Origin of the sequence: Methylocystis sp. H4A (genome assembly GCF_015709545.1) — a bacterium.
GTDB lineage: Bacteria > Pseudomonadota > Alphaproteobacteria > Rhizobiales > Beijerinckiaceae > Methylocystis > Methylocystis silviterrae.
Window position 1 is genome coordinate 22,545 of sequence record NZ_JADNQY010000013.1, and the last position, 17,558, is coordinate 40,102.

The window sequence follows — 17,558 nt, forward strand, 5'->3', positions numbered from 1 at the left end:
AAGCGCCCAGTGCGAGTTCAAGAGTCGCCGCTACCTTCCAAACAGACGCTCTCGGTTCACGTCATCTAGGGAGCTTCGCGGAATCGCCAATACAGGACAAGGCGCTTCGTGTATGACGCGCTCGGTTGTGCTCCCGATGATCGAGTCCAAAGCGCTATCGCGACCATCGGTCTGCATAACGATCAGGTCAGCGCGCATTTCTACCGCACAAGCAACTATCGTTCCAACGAGACTCACCGTTGCGGATCTCCAGATTTGGAAACCCCCCGTCTTCCAGATTCAAGGCTCGAGCTATTATCGGCGACAACGCTCGTGCAACGGTCTCCATCTAGAGCCGGTCCCTCAGGTCGAGGCAAAATTACAAGCGGGAGAACTTAGAGAATGCCATCTTCCATGGCGTTCCGCTCCCAATGCTTCTTTCGTCAGCCGCTGGTCCAAATTCTAGGCTCGGCGCACCATGCCGAGGAATTCCTCTCGTGAGCGGGCGTCGTCGCGGATTACGCCGAGTAACCGGCTAGTGGTCAATGTGGATCCGAGCGTGTTCACGCCACGCAAGGTCATGCAACTGTGTTCGGCCTCGACGACCACTCCTACTCCTTGCGGCTCGAGAATTTCCTGGATGGCTTCGGCGATCTCAGCGGTTAGCTTCTCCTGAATCTGTAATCGACGCGCGAATCCGTGCACGACCCGCGCCAGTTTGGAGATTCCCACGACCCTGTTTGTCGGCAGGTAACCGACATGCGCGCGTCCGATCACCGGCAGCATGTGATGTTCGCAAAAAGTAACGACGCGGATGTTCTTCAATACGACCAGCTCGTCATAACCGCCCACTTCTTCGAACGTGCGCTTGAGATATTCGCGAGGATCGGCGGCGTAGCCAGCGAACAATTCGCGATAAGAACGCGCCACCCGCTCAGGCGTATCGATCAAACCTTCGCGGTTCGGATCGTCGCCTGCCCATTCGATAAGAACCCGCACAGCCGCTTCAGCTTCAGCCTGGGTACGCTTCGACCTTCGGACTCCGCTAAAGTTGTTGTCCAAACCCATTAAACGACTCGGGCCGTCACGAAATCGATCTGCATGGGCCGAAACTAGATATTCAGTTTGTTGGCTTGACGCTCGATCATTCGCGCATCTCCTAACATTATTCGGCGGGTGCTGCGTCTGTTGCGGTAACAACTGATCACCCCGATGGAAGCCCTGCTTGGGGCTATCCATCGGAGCTGACTTGCAGTGGCTCAGTTGCCGCGTTGCTCCTTGTTCAAAAGCTTGAGCCATCCCTCGACTTCGGCGCTCAACTTGCCCGTTCCCGCGAGTTTTAGCGTGGGCGCCAGCATGCCACGCTCGACGATCGGCAAGGGCAGCACGCCCTGTCCGCCCATGCCGTTATGCGCGGTGATCTGACCGTCCTTCGAATCCGCGAGCAGAATGCGGCCTACGACTTCGAGCTTATCCATGTCGATAACGATCAAGTCATTGGCGAATTTGCTCGCCACATAGGCGTAATAGCCGCCCCCCTTCTTATGTCCGAAGTTGACGCCGTGGCAGCCTGCTTCGCAGGGCAGGCTTTTCACCACCTTGTCGGTCTTCACGTCGACAATCGTGACTGTGGCGCTCAATGTGTTCGCCGTGACGACGTATTTGCCGTCCGGGCTGACCGGGGTCTGGATCGGAAGCAGGCCATAAGCCTCGCCCTTGTGCGCGCCGCTGATCGGGTCGTAATCGGCAGCGAGGTCGATGTCTTTGACCTTCTTCTTGTTGTCAATGTCGATGACCGTCAATGAGGAGAGCATGGCGGGGGGCGTGCCGAGCAGATTGGCGGCATAGCCCTTATGGTTCATGTCGCTCCAGATCGCGATCGGAATAACGCCGCCGGTCGGAATTTCCGTCGCTTTCTCGGTCGCGAGATCGACGACGGTAACGCTTCCCGCCAGCGCGTTCGGCGTCATCATATATTTGCCGTCGTCGGTGATGTGATGGCCGTGGGGGCCGGAATGCGGGCCGACATTAATGTTGCCCATCGCCGAAGGGAATTCGCCAGGCGACAGTTTCGCCACGCGGTCCTCGCCATTGATGGCGACATAGAGCATGCCGTTTACCGGGCTCGTCATCACATGAGACGGATTTTGTCCAACGACCTGCGTGTTAAGAACCTTTCCGCTCTCGCGGTCGAAGGTGGTCAGCCGTTTGTCGAACCATTCCGTCTGATAAATGTATTTATATGTCGGATCGGGCCACATATTGTGAGGGTTGTTCATATTCTGCTCGACGCCCTTGACTTTTTTCTTGAGCGTCCAATCCGCCGCGTCGATTTGCGTCGCCGTTCCGAACTTCGTCTTGCCGCTCACCCCTTCAAACTGCGTGTTGACCCAGACCTCGCCGACGCCGGGCGTCTTGGGCGTCAGCAGCGTGTTCGGCGCCGAAAGGCTGAGCGCGCTCAGATTGATCTGCGCGCCGCCGAGATTGAGTCCGAGATCGGGAAGCTTCACCTCCCACTTCGGCTGCCGATAGTCGCGCCATAGCGCCGGCGTCGTGGCGACGAAGAAGGTGCGGAGCAGCTTCTTGGCGATGTCGCTTGTCGTCGGAACTTTGGCGCCGGTCACGAGCTGCAATTCGCCGCCGATGTCCAGCCCTTCCGTCTTCGGATCGTCGACGACAACGGCGCCGAACATGTAGGGATGGACCTTGCAAGTGAAGACATAGAGCCCCGGTTTGTCGAAGGTCTGCGTAACGCTGGCGTTCGACGGCTTCTCCTGATCGACCGGGAATTTGTCCGCGCCAGGCTGCCAGGCAAGACTGGTGATGGTGTGATCCGTATTGGTGTCCGTCATCTTGATGAGCACCGCCTCGCCAGGCTTCACCACAACGAGCGAGCCGCCGCTCTTGGGATCCTTGAACCATTTGCCGGGCTCGTCGGTCATCTCCAGCACGGCCGACGGTAGGACCCCGGGGCGGCTGATGATGACGTCGTCAGATTTCACGGCGTCTTTCGCCTGCGCCGCCAGCGGCGCAGCAAGCGAGGTCGTCGCCACGGCCAACGTCAGAAAGGATACGCGGTTCATGATTGTTGCGTGGTTCATGCCTTTAACTCCCCCGTTCCGCCATTGATCATTCGATGACGCGGAAATCACCCATCATTCCAGACTGCATGTGTTGGATAACGTGACAGTGGTAGTGCCAGTCGCCGGGGCCAACACCCTCGCCGGCCTTCACGATGAACGAGGTGCGGCTGATTGGACCGATGTTGACGGTGTCAACGCCGGCGGTTGCTCCGGGCTCGATCCAGCGATGCGCATGGAGATGGAAAGTATGGAACGCGGTGCCAATCCCCATGACGTGGAAGCGAACCTTTTCGCCCAGGCGCGCGCCGACGGTCGGATTAGTCCATAACGGAATCTCCTTGCCGCCCTCGATGATATGATTGAGCTCCTGACCCCAAAAGGTCGTTTCATGCATCCAGATGATGAATTCGCGTTTCACATCGGCAAGATCAACGTCGACGATCTTGCCGTCGATGAGCGCAGGAACCTTCCCGCTCGCCGGATTGATGATGAGCGTACCGAACAGCCCCTTGTCCTCGGCTCCGAGCATCGGATTGCCGAATGCATGATCGTGATAGGCCCACGTGCCTGCCGTTCCAGGCGCGGCCGTCCATTTGTATGTGTAAGGTTTGTCTGGGAACGCAGCTTCGTCGGCGACGCCATTCAAAACCTTCATGGTGCCATCGCTGTCGATCTTGAAGTGCACGCCGTGGACATGGATGCTGACCGGCAACGCCGAGTCGGCGATGCCATGTTGAAGAGTCACCTCGGCGACGTCCCCCTCTTTCATGACGAGCGTGGGACCAGGGATGGTAGGACCGCTCGCATACCGATCCGTAAGGTCGCTTTCTTTTCCCGTGGAAGATTTGACCTTGTGACTGACCATCTCATAGGCCAGCTGACCCGACGGCATTGCGCTTGCTTTGAGCGTGATCAAATGTTGGTCGGCGGCAGAGGCTGCGCTAGCGGCGAGAAGCGCGGCTGGCCACATGAGCAAAAACGCGAACGAACGTGAAATCCCCAACTGCGCCCAGGTTCTTAGCATCGCATCACACTCCTTCGAGCGGAGAACCGGGGACAATGCCGGCGATCGATCCGATCGCGCGCGCCAACCAGTTCGATCCGATACGACTTAGATGCGACGGAACGCTGAGGTCTTACCTCGAAGGAAAAGTTTTTTCTGCGTTCACGAGTCTCAGAAGGGCGAGATAAACCTCTTCGCACTCGGGGCACTGATGCATATGGTGTTTAACCTCGGGCAATAAGGCTCCGGCGTCCTGACCGGATGCCTCAATGTCGACGTAACGTGGAAGTTCATCAAAATATTCCGTGCACAGCATCTCCTCTCCGCTCTTAGCGGCGAAGACGGTGTCAATGAGGCGGGTAAAGTCTTTGTGTTTCATGTCGGGTTCCGGCACGACTGACTATAAGATGCGTTGAACGGAGGAAGTCTTACCCTCCGAATGGAGATGGGTTCCCGATTTTGGCTCGTCAAACACGGCAATAAGATCTTTGTGCGTCACGCCTTCTTCGAGCAAAGCCTGCTTGAGCCGTTTACGCGCATCGTGGATGAGTTTGTAAAGATTATTCCGATTAGAACCCAACCATTCGGCGACCTCGTCCAAGGGCATCCCCTGAAAAGCGTGAGCGACAAGTGCGGTCCGTTGCAAGGGAGTAAGCTTGGCGCCGATAAGTCGCGCAAGTAGAGTCCACGCTTCGCGCTGCTGTAGACTGCGCTCCGGCCCCGGTTCTTGAATCGGCCAAGCCGGCAAAGTCTGTCCAAGCTGAGCGCGCTCGATCGTAGCTTCTCGCCAGCGACGGCGGCGCAGCTCTCCGAGCACGACTCTGATTGCGATTGAATAAGCCCAAGTCATAAAGCGGCTTTCGCCGCGAAAGTCTCCAAGTTTTGATTGTATAATGAGAATGGCCTCTTGTGCGCAGTCTTCAGCAAGGTGCTGCGCTTCATCTGAACGCGTTGATTCTTGCGTGGCGTAGCCTTTCGCCAAATAGGCCCGAATTGCCGCAAGCAGTCGTGCTCGAAGGTCCGCAAGCGCCAACTGTTGGTCTCGACCGCTCTCCTGAAGCGCCGTCAGCCACTCTGCATTGGATCGTTGCATAATTTCCATCACGGCTCAGGAGAAATTAACGCGGGTGCGTGACAAACGCGTACCGCAGCCAAATGTAGCAACACTTTAGGGAAATGCCATCCTCATGAACGGCTGGGATTTTTTGCGGCGCAACTAAGTCTCTGATCCGCTGCGGGCAGGGAAAGCTGCTAAACGGCGCCCGCGGCATGGACGATAGTCCTTGGAATTTCGAAGCGCCGTTATAGCTAAAGAGAACAAGACTGATTCGGGCAGTCTGGCGCCATTGAATTGCGAGCGTCTCCCCCGTTTCGCAAAAAAGATGCTATTCAACGCCGGACCGCAACGCCTTCAGGCGCTGTCGGAACGAAGATTGTCTTCACAATCTCATCCGTCTGCGTGTCGAAGATCGAGAGGCTGTTGGCTCCCGTATTGGTGATGAGGAGCCAGCGACCGTCGCCGGCGAAGCCGACGCCGTGACTACCCGCGTCCGGCGCTATGGAGATCGTTTTGATGACTTTGTTCACGGCAAGGTCGATTTTCTGCACCGTGCCCGCCCCGTCATTAGCGACATAAGCGAAGGTCTGATTTGGCGCGACCGTGACTTGCACCGGTCCCGCATCGGTCTCGATATCCGCGATCCGCCGAAGGCTTTCGGCGTCGATCACGGCGACGAGATTGGCGTTGTGACAGGCGACATAAACGCGCTTGCCGTCCTTGGTCGCGCCTTGGCCCAGCGGCCCTGTTCCGACAGCGATCGTCGCGAGCGCCTGGCGTTTTGCGCGTGAGAGCACCGTCACGTCGCCGCCGCCGAAATTGGAGACGAAAAGCCTGTCGCCTGAAGCGAGCGCGAAATGCGGCATCGCGCCGACCTTGACGACGCCAAGCGATGCACCCGCCTGCGCGTCAAAAATTTCGACCCGGTCGTCGAACTCGTTCGTAACGTATGCTTCCTTGCCATCGGCGCTGAAAAAGATGTGTCGCGGACCCTTTCCTGTTGGCAGCGCTTTGATCACGCTGTTTGCTTGCGTATCGATGATGGATAAGGTCCCCGCGTTGTTGTTCGTGACCCAAGCTTGTTTCTGATCGGGACGCAGCGTGACGTTATGATTGTGGATGCCGACTGGGATTTTCTTCTTCAGTGCGCCTGATGCGAGATCTATAACGGAAACGACGCCGCCGAACCACGAGGTCACATAGGCGGTCCCCTTGATGGGCGTCGCAGGTTCGGCGCGCAGCTGCGGCGCGCCTATTGCAAGCGCCAGGGCGCTCGTTAAGAGAACAATGCGAATGATCGCGGAAACCAAGTGCTTTCTCCTTTTGATTTTGGATGGATTCGAAGCGCCCGCCGGCCTGCGTTCAAGGCGAGGCGCAATGAGAAAGCCGCCGCGTGCTGCGCGCGCAGCTTTGCTGGCGCGACAACAGACGCTCCGGGGCACGCCGCCAAATGTAGAGCCGAGCGGTCAAGTCCATAGACAGACGTCGATATAAAGACGGCATCCGGAATCCTCGGCTTTGAAGAGCCGTCCGCGATGCTTGGGCATACCGCCTGGAATAGGGATCGCCACCCTCGCAGGCGCGATGATCCACCAATTTCCTTCGTTGTCAACGAAAGCTGCGACACGCAAGCCGCTCGGTGCGGTAATAGCAAGCAACGCCCGCTATAAAAGGGTGACGTGATTGGCGCGTGTGAGTGAACGTCGCGGCTGAGAACGGATTGCCTTTCCCGCGTGACTGTCGATGCTAAGGGGGCACCACACCGCTCGCTTCCGCAATAGCGCGAGCGAGGCTTGCGGTCCTCCGAAATCGATACCTTGGAATTCATCCTCGCGCACGGCGTTGGTCGAACGAACGCTCGCTTGGCTCAATCGCCGCTAAGTCTCTCCAGAGATCGGAGGCATCCATCGACGCATCGCCCTGGATAATCGAGATGTGAATTTGAGTCCGACTCTAAGTAAGATTTCGTCTTTTCATCACATCTAAGAGGCGTCATGCATTCGGCACGATGGGCGATCTCCGAGTCGGCGAATAACTCCAAGTAGCAGGACCCAATGGCATGAACCACGTTTTCTACCTACTTGCGCTCGCCACTTTCCTACTCACGCCTCCGCCGGCGGCAAACGCCATTGAACTACCTTGGCGATCCGACGACGTGTTCCTTAGCCGCCCCGGGGTTCCGCCTTCCGCAAATCAAGTGAACGGAACTGGCGCGAAAAGTGTTGAAAATGGCGGAATGCAAGTCGGCGTGTTTCGGTGCGGAGAGCTTGTCGGAGATGATGCACAAAATAGCGCTGCAGAAACAAAAAATGAAAGCAACCGCACTTCTGGAGCCGATTTATATGCCTGGGCGAAGAATCCCCCTGCGCAAATGATCGTGCTATCTTTGTTTTTTGCCTTTCTAGGCCTCATCATTGACATTGGAGCGATGCCGCCCTTCCAAGGGTTGATGCCCGAAGAAGCGCTCGCAAACTACAGGACGACGTGGATAGCGATCATGATCGTAGCCATACTTGGAGGAGCGCTACTGTTGCCTGTCACAACCAGTATCATACGGTATTCGATGACTCGTCTGGATCACCGAGACGTTCCGCAAGGCGCCATGTGAGGCATTCTGCGTTTCGCTAATAGTTGCCAATTGAGATTTCTTTGCATCCGACGACCCACGCGGCTTTCCGCGCTGGGACCATTAAATTATGGCGCCGAAGATCGCCGTCGGGGACGGGGCGGTTGGGCAGATCGAACAGCGTCGCATGGGCCTGCGCCAAGACGATTTCATGCTTCTTCATCGCCGGCTCCTTTGGTGCGCAATAGGGCCTTCGCGCAGCGGTCCGGCTTATCTGCGCAACTCCATCCCGAGATACCAGCGAACCTCCATCAGCGCTTTAGCGTAAGATTATGGAATGGCTCCCCCCTTTTTCGGCATAGTTGAGTTGCCGCATCAGAAATGAACGGAGGGGAATGATGAAGAATATTGCAACCCGCCGCCTCTGCCCTCCGGCGCGCCTCCCTTCGCCAGGTGAACAGTTGCTGTGGCGTAGCGCCATGTCGACGCGCGACCTGCGAGACGACCGCGTCAGGAGCCAGCGACTCCCTTCGACTGCCAGCGCCTTCTCCCCTTCGGACCACCGGCGCCGACCACCAGCTCCAGTGATCACCTCGATGCGCCGTAACCCGGAGCCGTTCGGCTCAAGCGAAAGATCAAGTCTAGACATAAGCCTTATCTCCAAATCAGGAGATCAGACTCGCCGCTTTCATCGTTCGTTTGAAGGTGGGGCCGTAACAGCACTGACCGCTGATCAGCTCCTATCGCTCTGTGATTGTGCAAGTTCCCGACTTGATATCCTGCTCCAAGGGTCCAGCTAATTGTCAGGTTGGAGAAACGATGAATAAGGCCAATCACATAGCCGCCGGCGCTAATGCAGTCGCCGTTTTTCAACAGGAGTGCGGCACTGTCGAGGCGCATGCTATTGCGGACTTGATATGTGATCTCGGTCACTTGGCGGACGACCGCGGTCTCGATTTTCTTAGCAAGGTTAAACGGGGCGTTGGACATTGGTTCGCGGAGCGCCATGCCCAAAGTTGTAACAGCCTCGGGGCGGAGGCCATCGTCGAAATAGCCATCAGTCCACTGTCAACGAATTCGGTAGCTCGATCCTCTCCGCCTTAGATGCTACTCTGCTTTGGTTCGACGCGACTGAGCGCGTCATCAGATTTGTACCTTTCTGCAAGGGCTTATTGCCTTCATGATGCCGTGCTCGAACTGTGATTGGCGGCATACGTCCGCGTTATGGCCGCTGCTCGAGAGATCCTCTACTCGTCTTGTATGAGGGGCATCGGTGTAAAAGGACGATACGCTCGCGCCAGAACGAAACCCGATGCTTAAATGGCACGCAACTAACGGCAGCGTCCTGGTTGAGCCGGGGCTGGATCGATTTTCTGAAGTCGTGGCAGCCCGGCGAGTCGAAGATGAGCGTTACCAAGGCGCTATCAGACTTATCGACCTAATTCTGGAAGCTGGACGACCATGAACGGGTCGGCGTCTGGTGATTTAATGCGCCATTGGTAGACGAGGAAATGGTTCAAATTCGACCGCTTGGTCTGCGCATTATGTTTGACGACATTGACGCCTTTTTCTAACCTGACGGTGAGCCGTCCGTCGATTTCTGCATCTGTTCCGGAAAGTTGACATGGGGCGTTAGCGTCTGGTCGAGAGCCGCCAATCACGATAGCGCCGTCGGCTTGCGGCTGAATGCAAAACACCTTCATCTCGCGTGATGGGAAACAGGACGATTGGCCTCTAGCGACCGATCGCTCCAAGAATACTGCGTAACGTCCTCGGGCAAGATATTGGGCATATCGAAAGCCTTCGTCGCGCAATTGCGCAGCGGCATGTTTAAGTCGGGCCTCCAGGCGTGCTTCCAGGAAACCCGCTCGGCAGGCCTGAATAAGAGCGGGCACGAAAATAAGAATGCCGTCGTACGAATAAAAATAGCTTCCGTCGGCGCGGATTGCGACGCTCGCATCGAATTGCTCGGGCGCAAGTGTTCGAAAAAAGTTGCGCATTCTAGCTCCGGAGGGAAGGCTTTCTTCGCGCAACTGGCAAGTTGGCGGCATCGGCCGTAGCGCTTTGGTCCCGGCGAAATGTCGGCGACCCTAATCTCGCAACTCTGTAAAGCGTTGCGATATGAAAAGGTAGCCACAAAGATCAAGATAGAGCTTGGTTATGGGGGCGGTTACGCTAATGGGGCCCTATATCCCACGTCTCCGATCGCTCGATTAAGATCTCGCTGAACCAGAAAACCTGATCGCCGTCTGGGCAGCTCAGCCATGGCGTCCCCTTTTTTCCAGCCAACGCTCTATGGAGAGGATCAATGCCACGGTTCTCCGCTTGTTCCGCTCAGCGGAAAAGTGAGTAATCAGCTCCCGCTCGCCGCGCTCCTAACGTATCCAACTCTACTTAAGCGCGACGCCACGGGAGAGGAAGGCCTGTCCCTTGACAACGCAGTCGGCTAACCAATAATAGTAATTGCTTACTATTATCCGAGCCAAGCCGCAGCATGCAGTCCAAGTATCTTCCGGCCGAGGAGCGCCGATCACTCACCGTCGAAGCAGTTGTCGTACTTTCCGGCGCGCAGAACCCCAGCGAGATCACGACAGCAGCGATCGCTAAGCACATGAACGTGACGCAGGGCGCCTTGTTTCGTCACTTCCCCACGAAGGATGCGATCTGGGAGGCGGTGATGGAGTGGGTGACCAATCGTTTGCTGGATCGCATTGATCATGCGGCAGAAGGCGCATGCTCGCCGATGGACGGATTGCGAGCGATGTTCATGAGTCATATCGAGTTCGTGATCGAATATCCTGGCGTGCCTCGAATGATGTTCGGTGAATTGCAGCGCGCCGAAGCCGCACCCGCCACGAAAATCGCACGGATGCTCATCAAGCGCTATGCCGAGCGGCTTGCAAAAAAGCTTGAGGAGGCCAAGGCGGCTGGAGAAGCAGCCAATGATCTGGACACGCATGCGGCGGCGATCCTGTTCATCGGGATGATCCAGGGTCTGGTGATGCAATCATTGCTGTCGGGCGACATCAAAGGCGTTCGCACCCATGCTCATGGAGTTCTCGGCATCTACCTCCGTGGCGTGAAGTCAGGCGCCTCCGATGCTGAGACGCTGAATGCAAGAACTCCAAGAGGAAAGATCAGGCGATGATGCGCGCAAGTTCATGGCAAGCGGGAACGAACTTGGGAGCCGCGCTGGCGTTCTAGCTCGGCATGTCGGGAGGCTCCGACGCGACATGGCGAAAACACTACCGATCAGGCCAATCGGGCTCGATCCATGCTCAACGTGACAAGGAAGTGGGAGAGCGACGCGCCACTGCCGGCCGGCATGGAACGCATTCGCACGCTGGCCGAGGGCTGGAGGATCTCCGACGTGGCGGCAATGAATGAACGATAGTCCCTCATTGGAGCGGAACTCTATGCGACCGGGAGACTGATCATGAATGAGTCCTCCGAACGATCGGCCAGGGGGCCTGACACGTCTATTGGCGAAAAGACCGGAGCCAGCCTCTTGTATGCCGCAGCGCTTCGCGGGCGTATCGCTAGATACGCCCTGGCGACCTCCGGCGTACTGTTTGCCATCGCCGTGGCTCTAATCGTTTACGCGAACCGTCCGATCGCCGTCGAGGTCGCGTCAATTGAAAAGAACGTGCCGATCCGAGTCTTTGGGCTTGGCACGGTCGAGGCCCGTGTGATGTCGAAAATCGGTTTCGAAGTGGGGGCCACGCTGGTCGAACTGCACGCGGACCACGGCGACCGCGTGACGAAGGGCCAGGTCCTCGCGCGCCTCGCCAGTAGCGAACAAGAGGCCAAGGTCGCAAAGGCGCGCGCTGCGCTCTTGATCGCCGAGACGAACATCAACCGGGCGGATGCCAATCTCGAGAGGGCGCGGGCGGTGATGGCGCAAAGACAGGAAGCCAATCGGCGCAAGCAGGCGCTTGTTGCGCGAAGCATCGTCACAAAGCAAGTCGCAGAGGAGGCTTTCAGAGACGAGGCCGTAGCCCGCGCCGATGTTGCCGTTGCAGATAGCGAGATTGCCAGCGCGAAGGCGCAACTGGCCGATGCGCGAGCTCAGTATCAGTTCGAAGAAACGATGTTGCGCCATAGGACGCTCACGGCTCCCTACGACGCCGTGATTATGGAGCGCCACAAGGAACTGGGCTCTGTCGTCAAGGCTGGCGATCCAATTTTCACGCTCATTGCGGCTGACACGTACTGGGGTCTCGCTCATGTCGACGAAGCGCGCGCGGGATTTATCCAGGAAGGGCAACATGTCGATGCACGCCTTCGCTCGCGTCCGCAGGATGCGTTCACAGGACGGGTCGCCCGCATTGGCCTCGAAAGCGATCGCATTACGGAGGAACGGCGCGTTCTCATTAAGGGCGACAATCCGCCATTCCGAGTCTATCTCGGCGAGCAGGTGGAGGTCTGGATCACCGTCGCTCAGCTTGATAGAGCGATCCTCGTTCCAGAGGCCGTCGTGCAGGGCTACGACGGACGGCAAGGCCGGGTATGGACGGTCGAGTCCGGCCGGTTGCGGAGGCGTCTGGTAAAATTCCGACATCGCACGGAGGACGCGCGTCTTGAGATCGTGGATGGCCTGCCCGGAGATGCGCGTGTCGTGGCGAACCTGGAGAGCGGCTTACGCGAAGGCCGCTTTATTTGGACGATCGAGGCCAGCAAGAAATGAACCTTGCATATCGCGACATTATGCACAATCTCGGTCGGTTCCTATTGACCTGCCTGGGACTTGGCCTCCTGCTCGGAGTCGTGCTCGCAATGATCGGCATCTATCGCGGGCTCGTCGTTGAGGCGCTGACCATCGCCCGAGCGCCGGCTGTCGATTTGTGGGTTGTGGAATCCAGTACGCGCGGTCCCTTCGCGGAGATATCTCGCATTCCAGGAGACACGCGGGAGGCGATCGCCCGCATCGCGGGCGTGGACGCCGCCGGAAGCGTCACGTATCAGACGGTAGAGAGTGAGCACATGGGCAACAAGCTCCGGCTCTACGTCATCGGTTACGAGCCGACGCGACCAGGCGGTCCGCCAGTAATCATCGAAGGTCGCGGAGTTGCTCGCAGCCACTATGAGATAGTCGCCGACCGCGCTGCCGGTCTTGTCCTCGGCGATCGGGTCGCGCTCGGCCGAAGCATGTTCACGGTGGTTGGTCTCACGCAGCACCAGGTCAGTTCGGGAGGCGACCCGGCCGTCTACGTCACGCTGCAGGACGCGCAGAAACTGCAGTTCGATCTCGCGCCGTCGGCGGCGCGACTCAAACTCGCTCGTGGCGAGGGCGGATCAACTCGGGACACCGTCAATGCGGTCGTGGCGCGTCTGCATCCGAACTCTTCTTCGGAGGCCGTCGCTAGCACAATCAAGCGGTGGAAGCATCTCGCGGCCATTACCCAGGAAGCTCAAGAGAACATTCTGACACTTTCGCTCGTTGACCGTGCGCGCCGACAAATCGCGCTTTTTACAGGCCTGCTGCTGGTCGTCTCCGCGGTGATCATCGCGCTTATTATCTACACGATGACCATGGAGAAACTGAAGCAGATCGCCACCTTGAAATTGATTGGAGCGCCCGACAGAACGATCATCGGGATGATCGTGCAGCAAGCCATGGCGCTCGGCTTCATCGGATTTGCAATCGGTGGCGCACTTATCGTCAATATTCAGGACTACTTTCCACGACGTGTGGTGCTGGAGCCGGATAATGTTGTCATTCTGGGAGCCATTGTCTTCGTAGTATGCCTTCTATCGAGCGTCCTTGGCGTCCGCGCCGCGCTCAGGGTCGATCCGGCGACCGCGCTTGGGGGCTGAGATGCAAACCACAAGCTCTGGCGCGCCGCTTGTTCGGCTGGATCGCATCTCAAAACACTTTGGCGAGGGAGAAACCCGCGTCGATGCAGTGCGCGATGTTTCGCTAGAGGTTTACCCCCGACAGGTCGTAGCGCTGCTTGGCCCCTCCGGTTCCGGCAAGACCACCCTCCTTAACATCATCGGCTGCATTTTGGATCCGTCCTCGGGGTGCATGGAGCTCGACGGCGAACTGGTCGTCCGCGATGGCCGCCGGCTTCGGGGTGATTTGCGGCGTCTCAGGCTCGACAAGATCGGGTTCATCTTCCAGTTCCACAACCTGCTGCCGTTCCTCGATGTGACCGATAACGTGGCGATCGTGTTGCAATTGGCCGGCGTCGACATTGCTAATGCGCGCAAGCGGGCCGTGGCTTTGCTCGATTATCTCGAGATCGGCCACCGCGCAAAAGCGATGCCGGCCAAGCTCTCCGGTGGCGAAGCGCAGCGGGTGGCCATCGCGCGGGCGCTAGCGAACAGCCCTCGCATCATTCTCGCGGACGAACCAACGGCCGCCCTCGACTCCAAGCGCGCCGGCATCGTCATGGACCTCTTGCGCAAGCTCGCGGTCGAGCACGACGCCGCGATCATCGCCGTAACGCATGACGAGAAGATTTTCGATCGCTTCGATCACATCCATCAGCTACGGGACGGCAGGCTGTTCGGGATGCACGACGAGCAGATCGACGTCTCAAGACTGGACTCGCCTTTGTGAGAGGCTGAGCTCTTTTGTCTCAAGCGGAGCATCCAAAACAACAACGCGTGTCGAAGCTGCGATGACACCCATCATGGTGCGTGCGTAGTAAAATACTGGAAGCGTCTTCTCGTTGGCGATGCGATACGGGCGCCCTTTTCGAGCCCCGCCATTTCATCGGTCCTGTTAACACGGATTTGTTACGCACTGCGGAAACAACCTGCCGCGGGCGAAAATGGCCAGCCTTGCTAAGATGGCTCAACCTATCTTTCATTATGCTCGACGCCTGAGCCGCCTCGGTCATCGTCAGCCATTCTGAAGATTATAGGCTTGGATACCGCGCGCGACGCACGGGAGCGCACTTGAGGTTTGCCCTTGCCGGAGGGATGACCATTCGATTGAGCGCCCCGGCGAAACGTTCGTCTGACCAGCGCCCAACCCAGTCCCTTATAATCGCCAAGGTGTTCCTGTTCATGAGATAAGCCCTCTGAGTGAGTTTTGATGAGGTCTGAGATTTCGAAGAGGAGCAGAGCCATGCTATTCTCACGTTCCGCCGATTTCATTCCAACCTGCTCCCAGGAGTCATCTTCACTCCAAGGCAGGACGCGGTGATCGCTGAGCGTATCGGCGTCTGCGGCGCGCTTTGGAGCCCAAGGCCGCGGCGCGTGCGCAGGAAAAGAGCGGAGAAGCGCATTCTGCGGCGCTCACGCGCGCCGTTAGCACGCAAGATCGCGCGGCTGTTCAGCCGGACGGCACGTGGCGGCGATTGAGCGGCGATGAGATGTAGGTCCAGCGAAAATCGACCTCCTTTAAGCTCAGGTCAGCCCCATTGTTGCCGAAGCCGAGCCTAAAGGCGTTTTGATGAACCGCTGAATCGAAGCACGCCTCTTTCGCCGCGACACGACCCTGCCTCGTCGGCTATAAAGCAACGGCACTTGATTTTGGGTGCCGGCCTTGACCCGGCGAGCGGAGGACAGGATGGCCAATCCCAGATGTGCGGACATTGTCCGTGACGGCGAAGACTTCGTTGTGGACGCGACTTTCGTTGCGCCAAAATTCGGACTCTCCGTCGAAGCCTTTCGCACGGAACTGCAGCGGGGAACAATCGTGGCGACCTGCGAGCGGGGAGAAGGCGAGGATTATGGCAAAACTCGCCTCACCTTCCGGCGCGGAATATTGCTTTGGCGCTTCGTCCTGGATGGGGACGGCGCGGTCCACGAAGACCCGCTCCTGGCTAAACGCGCCAGCTCTTCGCGACCACAATCCCGTCCATGAGCTATGGCTGCGCCGGCGCTCTTGCCAATAAATCACATCGACTCGTCTGGGCGCCTTGCAAGTACCGCCGCCGGCGCGGCGCTAATTTCCACAACTTGCTAGGCGCAGCGCTCGCCTCCCCTGCACCATGGCAAGGAATTCCTTGCGGGTGCGCGAGTGGTCGCGGTTCACGCCGAGCAGCCGGCTCATCGTCAGGAGCGAGTCCGTCGTGTTGACCCCCACAGCGTCGTGCAGCTGTGCTCCGCCTCGATGACGACGCCGACGCCCTGCGGCCGACGTGGCGAGGGCGTAGCATTGACGCGTTGCCGCGCGAGCTGCGGCCTATGGGCTCGGGCCAACGAAAAGCTGTCTGCAAACCTCTGAGGGGTCCGACTCGCCGACCTCTTCTAATTTACAGCACGAGGCGCTGCTGCTTACCATCGACCATTCCCGCCGGCTCGCAATGCGCACCACAAAAAGGACCGCGATCCTGGCCGTGCCCCGGATTCGTTCAGAATGGCGAATCTGAATTTAGCGTGTGAGATAGAGGAGAGTTTCATATAAAAAACCGATGCATTCGTCTGATTGAGAACTCAACGCGTCTTTCTTGAAATTCCACCAACACGACAGGGTCTCAATATTTGACAGGCACCTGCGATCAGAGACGTCCTTCATAAGCAGCACCTTAATGTCGACAATGCCGATTACGTCGCTCGCGCTTGCAGCGCAATTTGGACGGCTTTCAATTCTTTTGACCAGCTCCGGATTGGCTTGGAGGCAAGCTAATGTGAGGGCTTTCAATTTGTCCTCGTAAGAAACTCGGGGGTTGACCCACATCGAAAGAACCCTTTCTGTCATAGGCAGAGCCTAAGCGTCTTTGGCATCTTCTCTCGAGCCGCGCTACCCAAGTGCATCATCGATAGGCGTAGGATGGGCGATGTGAGGGACTAGGTGCGGACAAAAAAAGAGAGCGAGATGCCTTTTTCGAAAACTCTGGGCTACAGATTCATCACGCTTGTACTGCGCGTGCAAAAACGGGGCTGGCGTCGTATGTCGTCGCCAGCCGGCGGGCCGCCCATCCATCCTCGACCGACAGCGAACGGATTCGGCAATACCATCTTACTCGAGTCGGGAAAGCCGTTCGGTGGACAAGCAACGATCGATTTTAACCCAAACGGGTTGATCTTCGAACTTCGGCTTCCTCTTAAGGCTATTACTGAACGCGCATCTTCTCTGATAAATCACAAGGACGTCGGCGAGCCGAGCTAACCAAGGAAGCTCTGTCGCTGGATTTGGAACATGAACACGGCCGATTCGCGTGCGCGGGGGCAGGAACTCAGGGGACCGCGTTTGAGAAAGGACGCCGAGGGCGCATTCCAGGCAAACACCGCAACTGCCCTTCCTTCGCCTTCGGTCGATCTCGGGCGCTTTCTTCTCGCCCTTCTTATGGGCATCGCCTATCGCTCCGATTTGGGTCGTTGTCACGGCCAGACAAGCGACGATGGTCTTTGCGCCGGTATCTGGCATGCGCATGAAACAACTTTGCGCCAAAAGTTCTTCAACAATCTCATCGCACGATAGGTCGACAGTCGACGGTATGAGCACGAAATCATGCCGCTCCGAAGTTTTAGTTCAGCACCTTCACGCTTTAGTACGCTTTTCAAGTCCAATCCTATTCCGGCCAGCCACTGGCGAGAGACAATCTAGCGGAGTCCAGCTATCCGGGCGCACACCGTCCGTAGCCGACCTTCGCCGGATCAGAAAATGGTTTGGGCGTGGCGCTTGCCATGGTAGTTTGCGGCTGACAGAGTAGAGAAATGCTTCGCTGCCTTCGCCTTTTGATCTCTGTGGTTATTCTCGCTACAGCTTTAGCTGGGGCGGGCGGAGCTTTTGCCGCGAAGATGAACCATGCTTGCATCGAAATGAGCATGGACGATTGTCCCGACCACAACGGCCATGACGGCGCAGCACTCCCCGTGTGCGCTGAGATCCTCTGCGGGCCCAGTCAAGCAGCGCTTCCGCAGTTTCAACCATTCGTTGATGCCGTTCTTTGGGTGTGTGCGCCGCCGCTA

At 57.8% G+C, this 17,558-nt stretch carries 16 protein-coding genes; 7 read left to right on the top strand and 9 right to left on the bottom strand.

Annotated elements, in window-relative coordinates:
* Nucleotides 1-441 precede the first annotated feature (441 nt).
* The 6 genes from folE to IYW40_RS01820 all read right to left on the bottom strand — a co-directional run bounded on the left by folE (nt 442) and on the right by IYW40_RS01820 (nt 6,432).
* Nucleotides 442-1,047, bottom strand: a complete 606-nt coding sequence (gene folE / locus IYW40_RS01795; protein WP_109026895.1) for a GTP cyclohydrolase I FolE — start codon at nt 1,045-1,047, stop codon at nt 442-444.
* 191 nt (nt 1,048-1,238) lie between these two features.
* Entirely contained in the window at nt 1,239-3,080 is a 1,842-nt protein-coding gene (locus tag IYW40_RS01800; protein WP_245435095.1) for a hypothetical protein, read from the bottom strand.
* A 28-nt stretch (nt 3,081-3,108) separates the two neighbouring features.
* Nucleotides 3,109-4,122 carry a multicopper oxidase domain-containing protein gene (locus tag IYW40_RS01805; protein ID WP_210327161.1) on the bottom strand — a complete coding sequence of 338 codons (1,014 nt, stop codon included), beginning with the start codon at nt 4,120-4,122 and terminating at the stop codon, nt 3,109-3,111.
* A gap of 76 nt (nt 4,123-4,198) precedes the next feature.
* Nucleotides 4,199-4,444, bottom strand: coding sequence for a hypothetical protein (locus IYW40_RS01810; RefSeq protein WP_109026897.1), 246 nt, complete (start codon nt 4,442-4,444; stop codon nt 4,199-4,201).
* Nucleotides 4,445-4,465: 21 nt separating this feature from the next.
* Nucleotides 4,466-5,167, bottom strand: coding sequence for a sigma-70 family RNA polymerase sigma factor (locus IYW40_RS01815; RefSeq protein ID WP_245435097.1), 702 nt, complete (start codon nt 5,165-5,167; stop codon nt 4,466-4,468).
* 287 nt (nt 5,168-5,454) lie between these two features.
* Entirely contained in the window at nt 5,455-6,432 is a 978-nt protein-coding gene (locus tag IYW40_RS01820) for a YncE family protein (protein ID WP_158273654.1), read from the bottom strand.
* 749 nt (nt 6,433-7,181) lie between these two features.
* Here IYW40_RS01820 and IYW40_RS01825 point away from each other — a divergent pair.
* A complete protein-coding gene (locus IYW40_RS01825; protein WP_124740573.1) occupies nt 7,182-7,730 on the top strand; it encodes a hypothetical protein in 549 nt (182 codons plus the stop codon).
* Between the two features lie 16 nt (nt 7,731-7,746).
* On the opposite strand, the gene IYW40_RS01830 is transcribed toward IYW40_RS01825, so the two are convergent.
* From IYW40_RS01830 to IYW40_RS01840, 3 genes are all read right to left on the bottom strand, one after another.
* Nucleotides 7,747-7,911, bottom strand: coding sequence for a hypothetical protein (locus tag IYW40_RS01830; RefSeq protein ID WP_154454016.1), 165 nt, complete (start codon nt 7,909-7,911; stop codon nt 7,747-7,749).
* Nucleotides 7,912-7,999: 88 nt separating this feature from the next.
* On the bottom strand, nt 8,000-8,251 hold the full coding sequence (locus tag IYW40_RS22185; protein ID WP_246695852.1) for a transposase: 252 nt from the start codon (nt 8,249-8,251) through the stop codon (nt 8,000-8,002).
* Between the two features lie 867 nt (nt 8,252-9,118).
* Entirely contained in the window at nt 9,119-9,688 is a 570-nt protein-coding gene (locus IYW40_RS01840; protein ID WP_109026901.1) for a hypothetical protein, read from the bottom strand.
* A 494-nt stretch (nt 9,689-10,182) separates the two neighbouring features.
* Between IYW40_RS01840 and IYW40_RS01845 the strand changes: the two genes are divergently transcribed.
* The 6 genes from IYW40_RS01845 (at nt 10,183) to IYW40_RS01870 (ending at nt 17,067) form a co-directional block, all read left to right on the top strand.
* Nucleotides 10,183-10,836, top strand: a complete 654-nt coding sequence (locus IYW40_RS01845) for a TetR/AcrR family transcriptional regulator (RefSeq protein WP_109026902.1) — start codon at nt 10,183-10,185, stop codon at nt 10,834-10,836.
* 288 nt (nt 10,837-11,124) lie between these two features.
* Nucleotides 11,125-12,375 carry an efflux RND transporter periplasmic adaptor subunit gene (locus tag IYW40_RS01850; protein ID WP_109026903.1) on the top strand — a complete coding sequence of 417 codons (1,251 nt, stop codon included), beginning with the start codon at nt 11,125-11,127 and terminating at the stop codon, nt 12,373-12,375.
* A complete protein-coding gene (locus tag IYW40_RS01855; protein ID WP_109026904.1) occupies nt 12,372-13,505 on the top strand; it encodes an FtsX-like permease family protein in 1,134 nt (377 codons plus the stop codon). Before IYW40_RS01850 ends, IYW40_RS01855 begins: the two co-directional genes overlap by 4 nt.
* A gap of 1 nt (nt 13,506) precedes the next feature.
* Nucleotides 13,507-14,253: an ABC transporter ATP-binding protein gene (locus tag IYW40_RS01860; protein WP_109026905.1), complete on the top strand. Its 747-nt coding sequence runs from the start codon at nt 13,507-13,509 to the stop codon at nt 14,251-14,253.
* Between the two features lie 957 nt (nt 14,254-15,210).
* Nucleotides 15,211-15,507, top strand: a complete 297-nt coding sequence (locus IYW40_RS21565) for a DUF6522 family protein (protein WP_109026906.1) — start codon at nt 15,211-15,213, stop codon at nt 15,505-15,507.
* A gap of 1,278 nt (nt 15,508-16,785) precedes the next feature.
* Complete coding sequence (locus IYW40_RS01870; protein WP_109026909.1) at nt 16,786-17,067, top strand: hypothetical protein; 282 nt, start codon at nt 16,786-16,788, stop codon at nt 17,065-17,067.
* Nucleotides 17,068-17,558 lie beyond the last annotated feature (491 nt).

What these genes read in the sequence shown, in the direction of transcription:
- folE (WP_109026895.1), bottom strand. Translation starts at nt 1,047, where the DNA reads ATGGGTTTGGACAACAACTTTAGCGGAGTCCGAAGGTCGAAGCGTACC.
- IYW40_RS01800 (WP_245435095.1), bottom strand. Translation starts at nt 3,080, where the DNA reads ATGAACCACGCAACAATCATGAACCGCGTATCCTTTCTGACGTTGGCC.
- IYW40_RS01810 (WP_109026897.1), bottom strand. Translation starts at nt 4,444, where the DNA reads ATGAAACACAAAGACTTTACCCGCCTCATTGACACCGTCTTCGCCGCT.
- IYW40_RS01815 (WP_245435097.1), bottom strand. Translation starts at nt 5,167, where the DNA reads ATGGAAATTATGCAACGATCCAATGCAGAGTGGCTGACGGCGCTTCAG.
- IYW40_RS01825 (WP_124740573.1), top strand. Translation starts at nt 7,182, where the DNA reads ATGAACCACGTTTTCTACCTACTTGCGCTCGCCACTTTCCTACTCACG.
- IYW40_RS01830 (WP_154454016.1), bottom strand. Translation starts at nt 7,911, where the DNA reads ATGAAGAAGCATGAAATCGTCTTGGCGCAGGCCCATGCGACGCTGTTC.
- IYW40_RS01840 (WP_109026901.1), bottom strand. Translation starts at nt 9,688, where the DNA reads ATGCGCAACTTTTTTCGAACACTTGCGCCCGAGCAATTCGATGCGAGC.
- IYW40_RS01845 (WP_109026902.1), top strand. Translation starts at nt 10,183, where the DNA reads ATGCAGTCCAAGTATCTTCCGGCCGAGGAGCGCCGATCACTCACCGTC.
- IYW40_RS01850 (WP_109026903.1), top strand. Translation starts at nt 11,125, where the DNA reads ATGAATGAGTCCTCCGAACGATCGGCCAGGGGGCCTGACACGTCTATT.
- IYW40_RS01855 (WP_109026904.1), top strand. Translation starts at nt 12,372, where the DNA reads ATGAACCTTGCATATCGCGACATTATGCACAATCTCGGTCGGTTCCTA.
- IYW40_RS01860 (WP_109026905.1), top strand. Translation starts at nt 13,507, where the DNA reads ATGCAAACCACAAGCTCTGGCGCGCCGCTTGTTCGGCTGGATCGCATC.
- IYW40_RS21565 (WP_109026906.1), top strand. Translation starts at nt 15,211, where the DNA reads ATGGCCAATCCCAGATGTGCGGACATTGTCCGTGACGGCGAAGACTTC.
- IYW40_RS01870 (WP_109026909.1), top strand. Translation starts at nt 16,786, where the DNA reads ATGAACACGGCCGATTCGCGTGCGCGGGGGCAGGAACTCAGGGGACCG.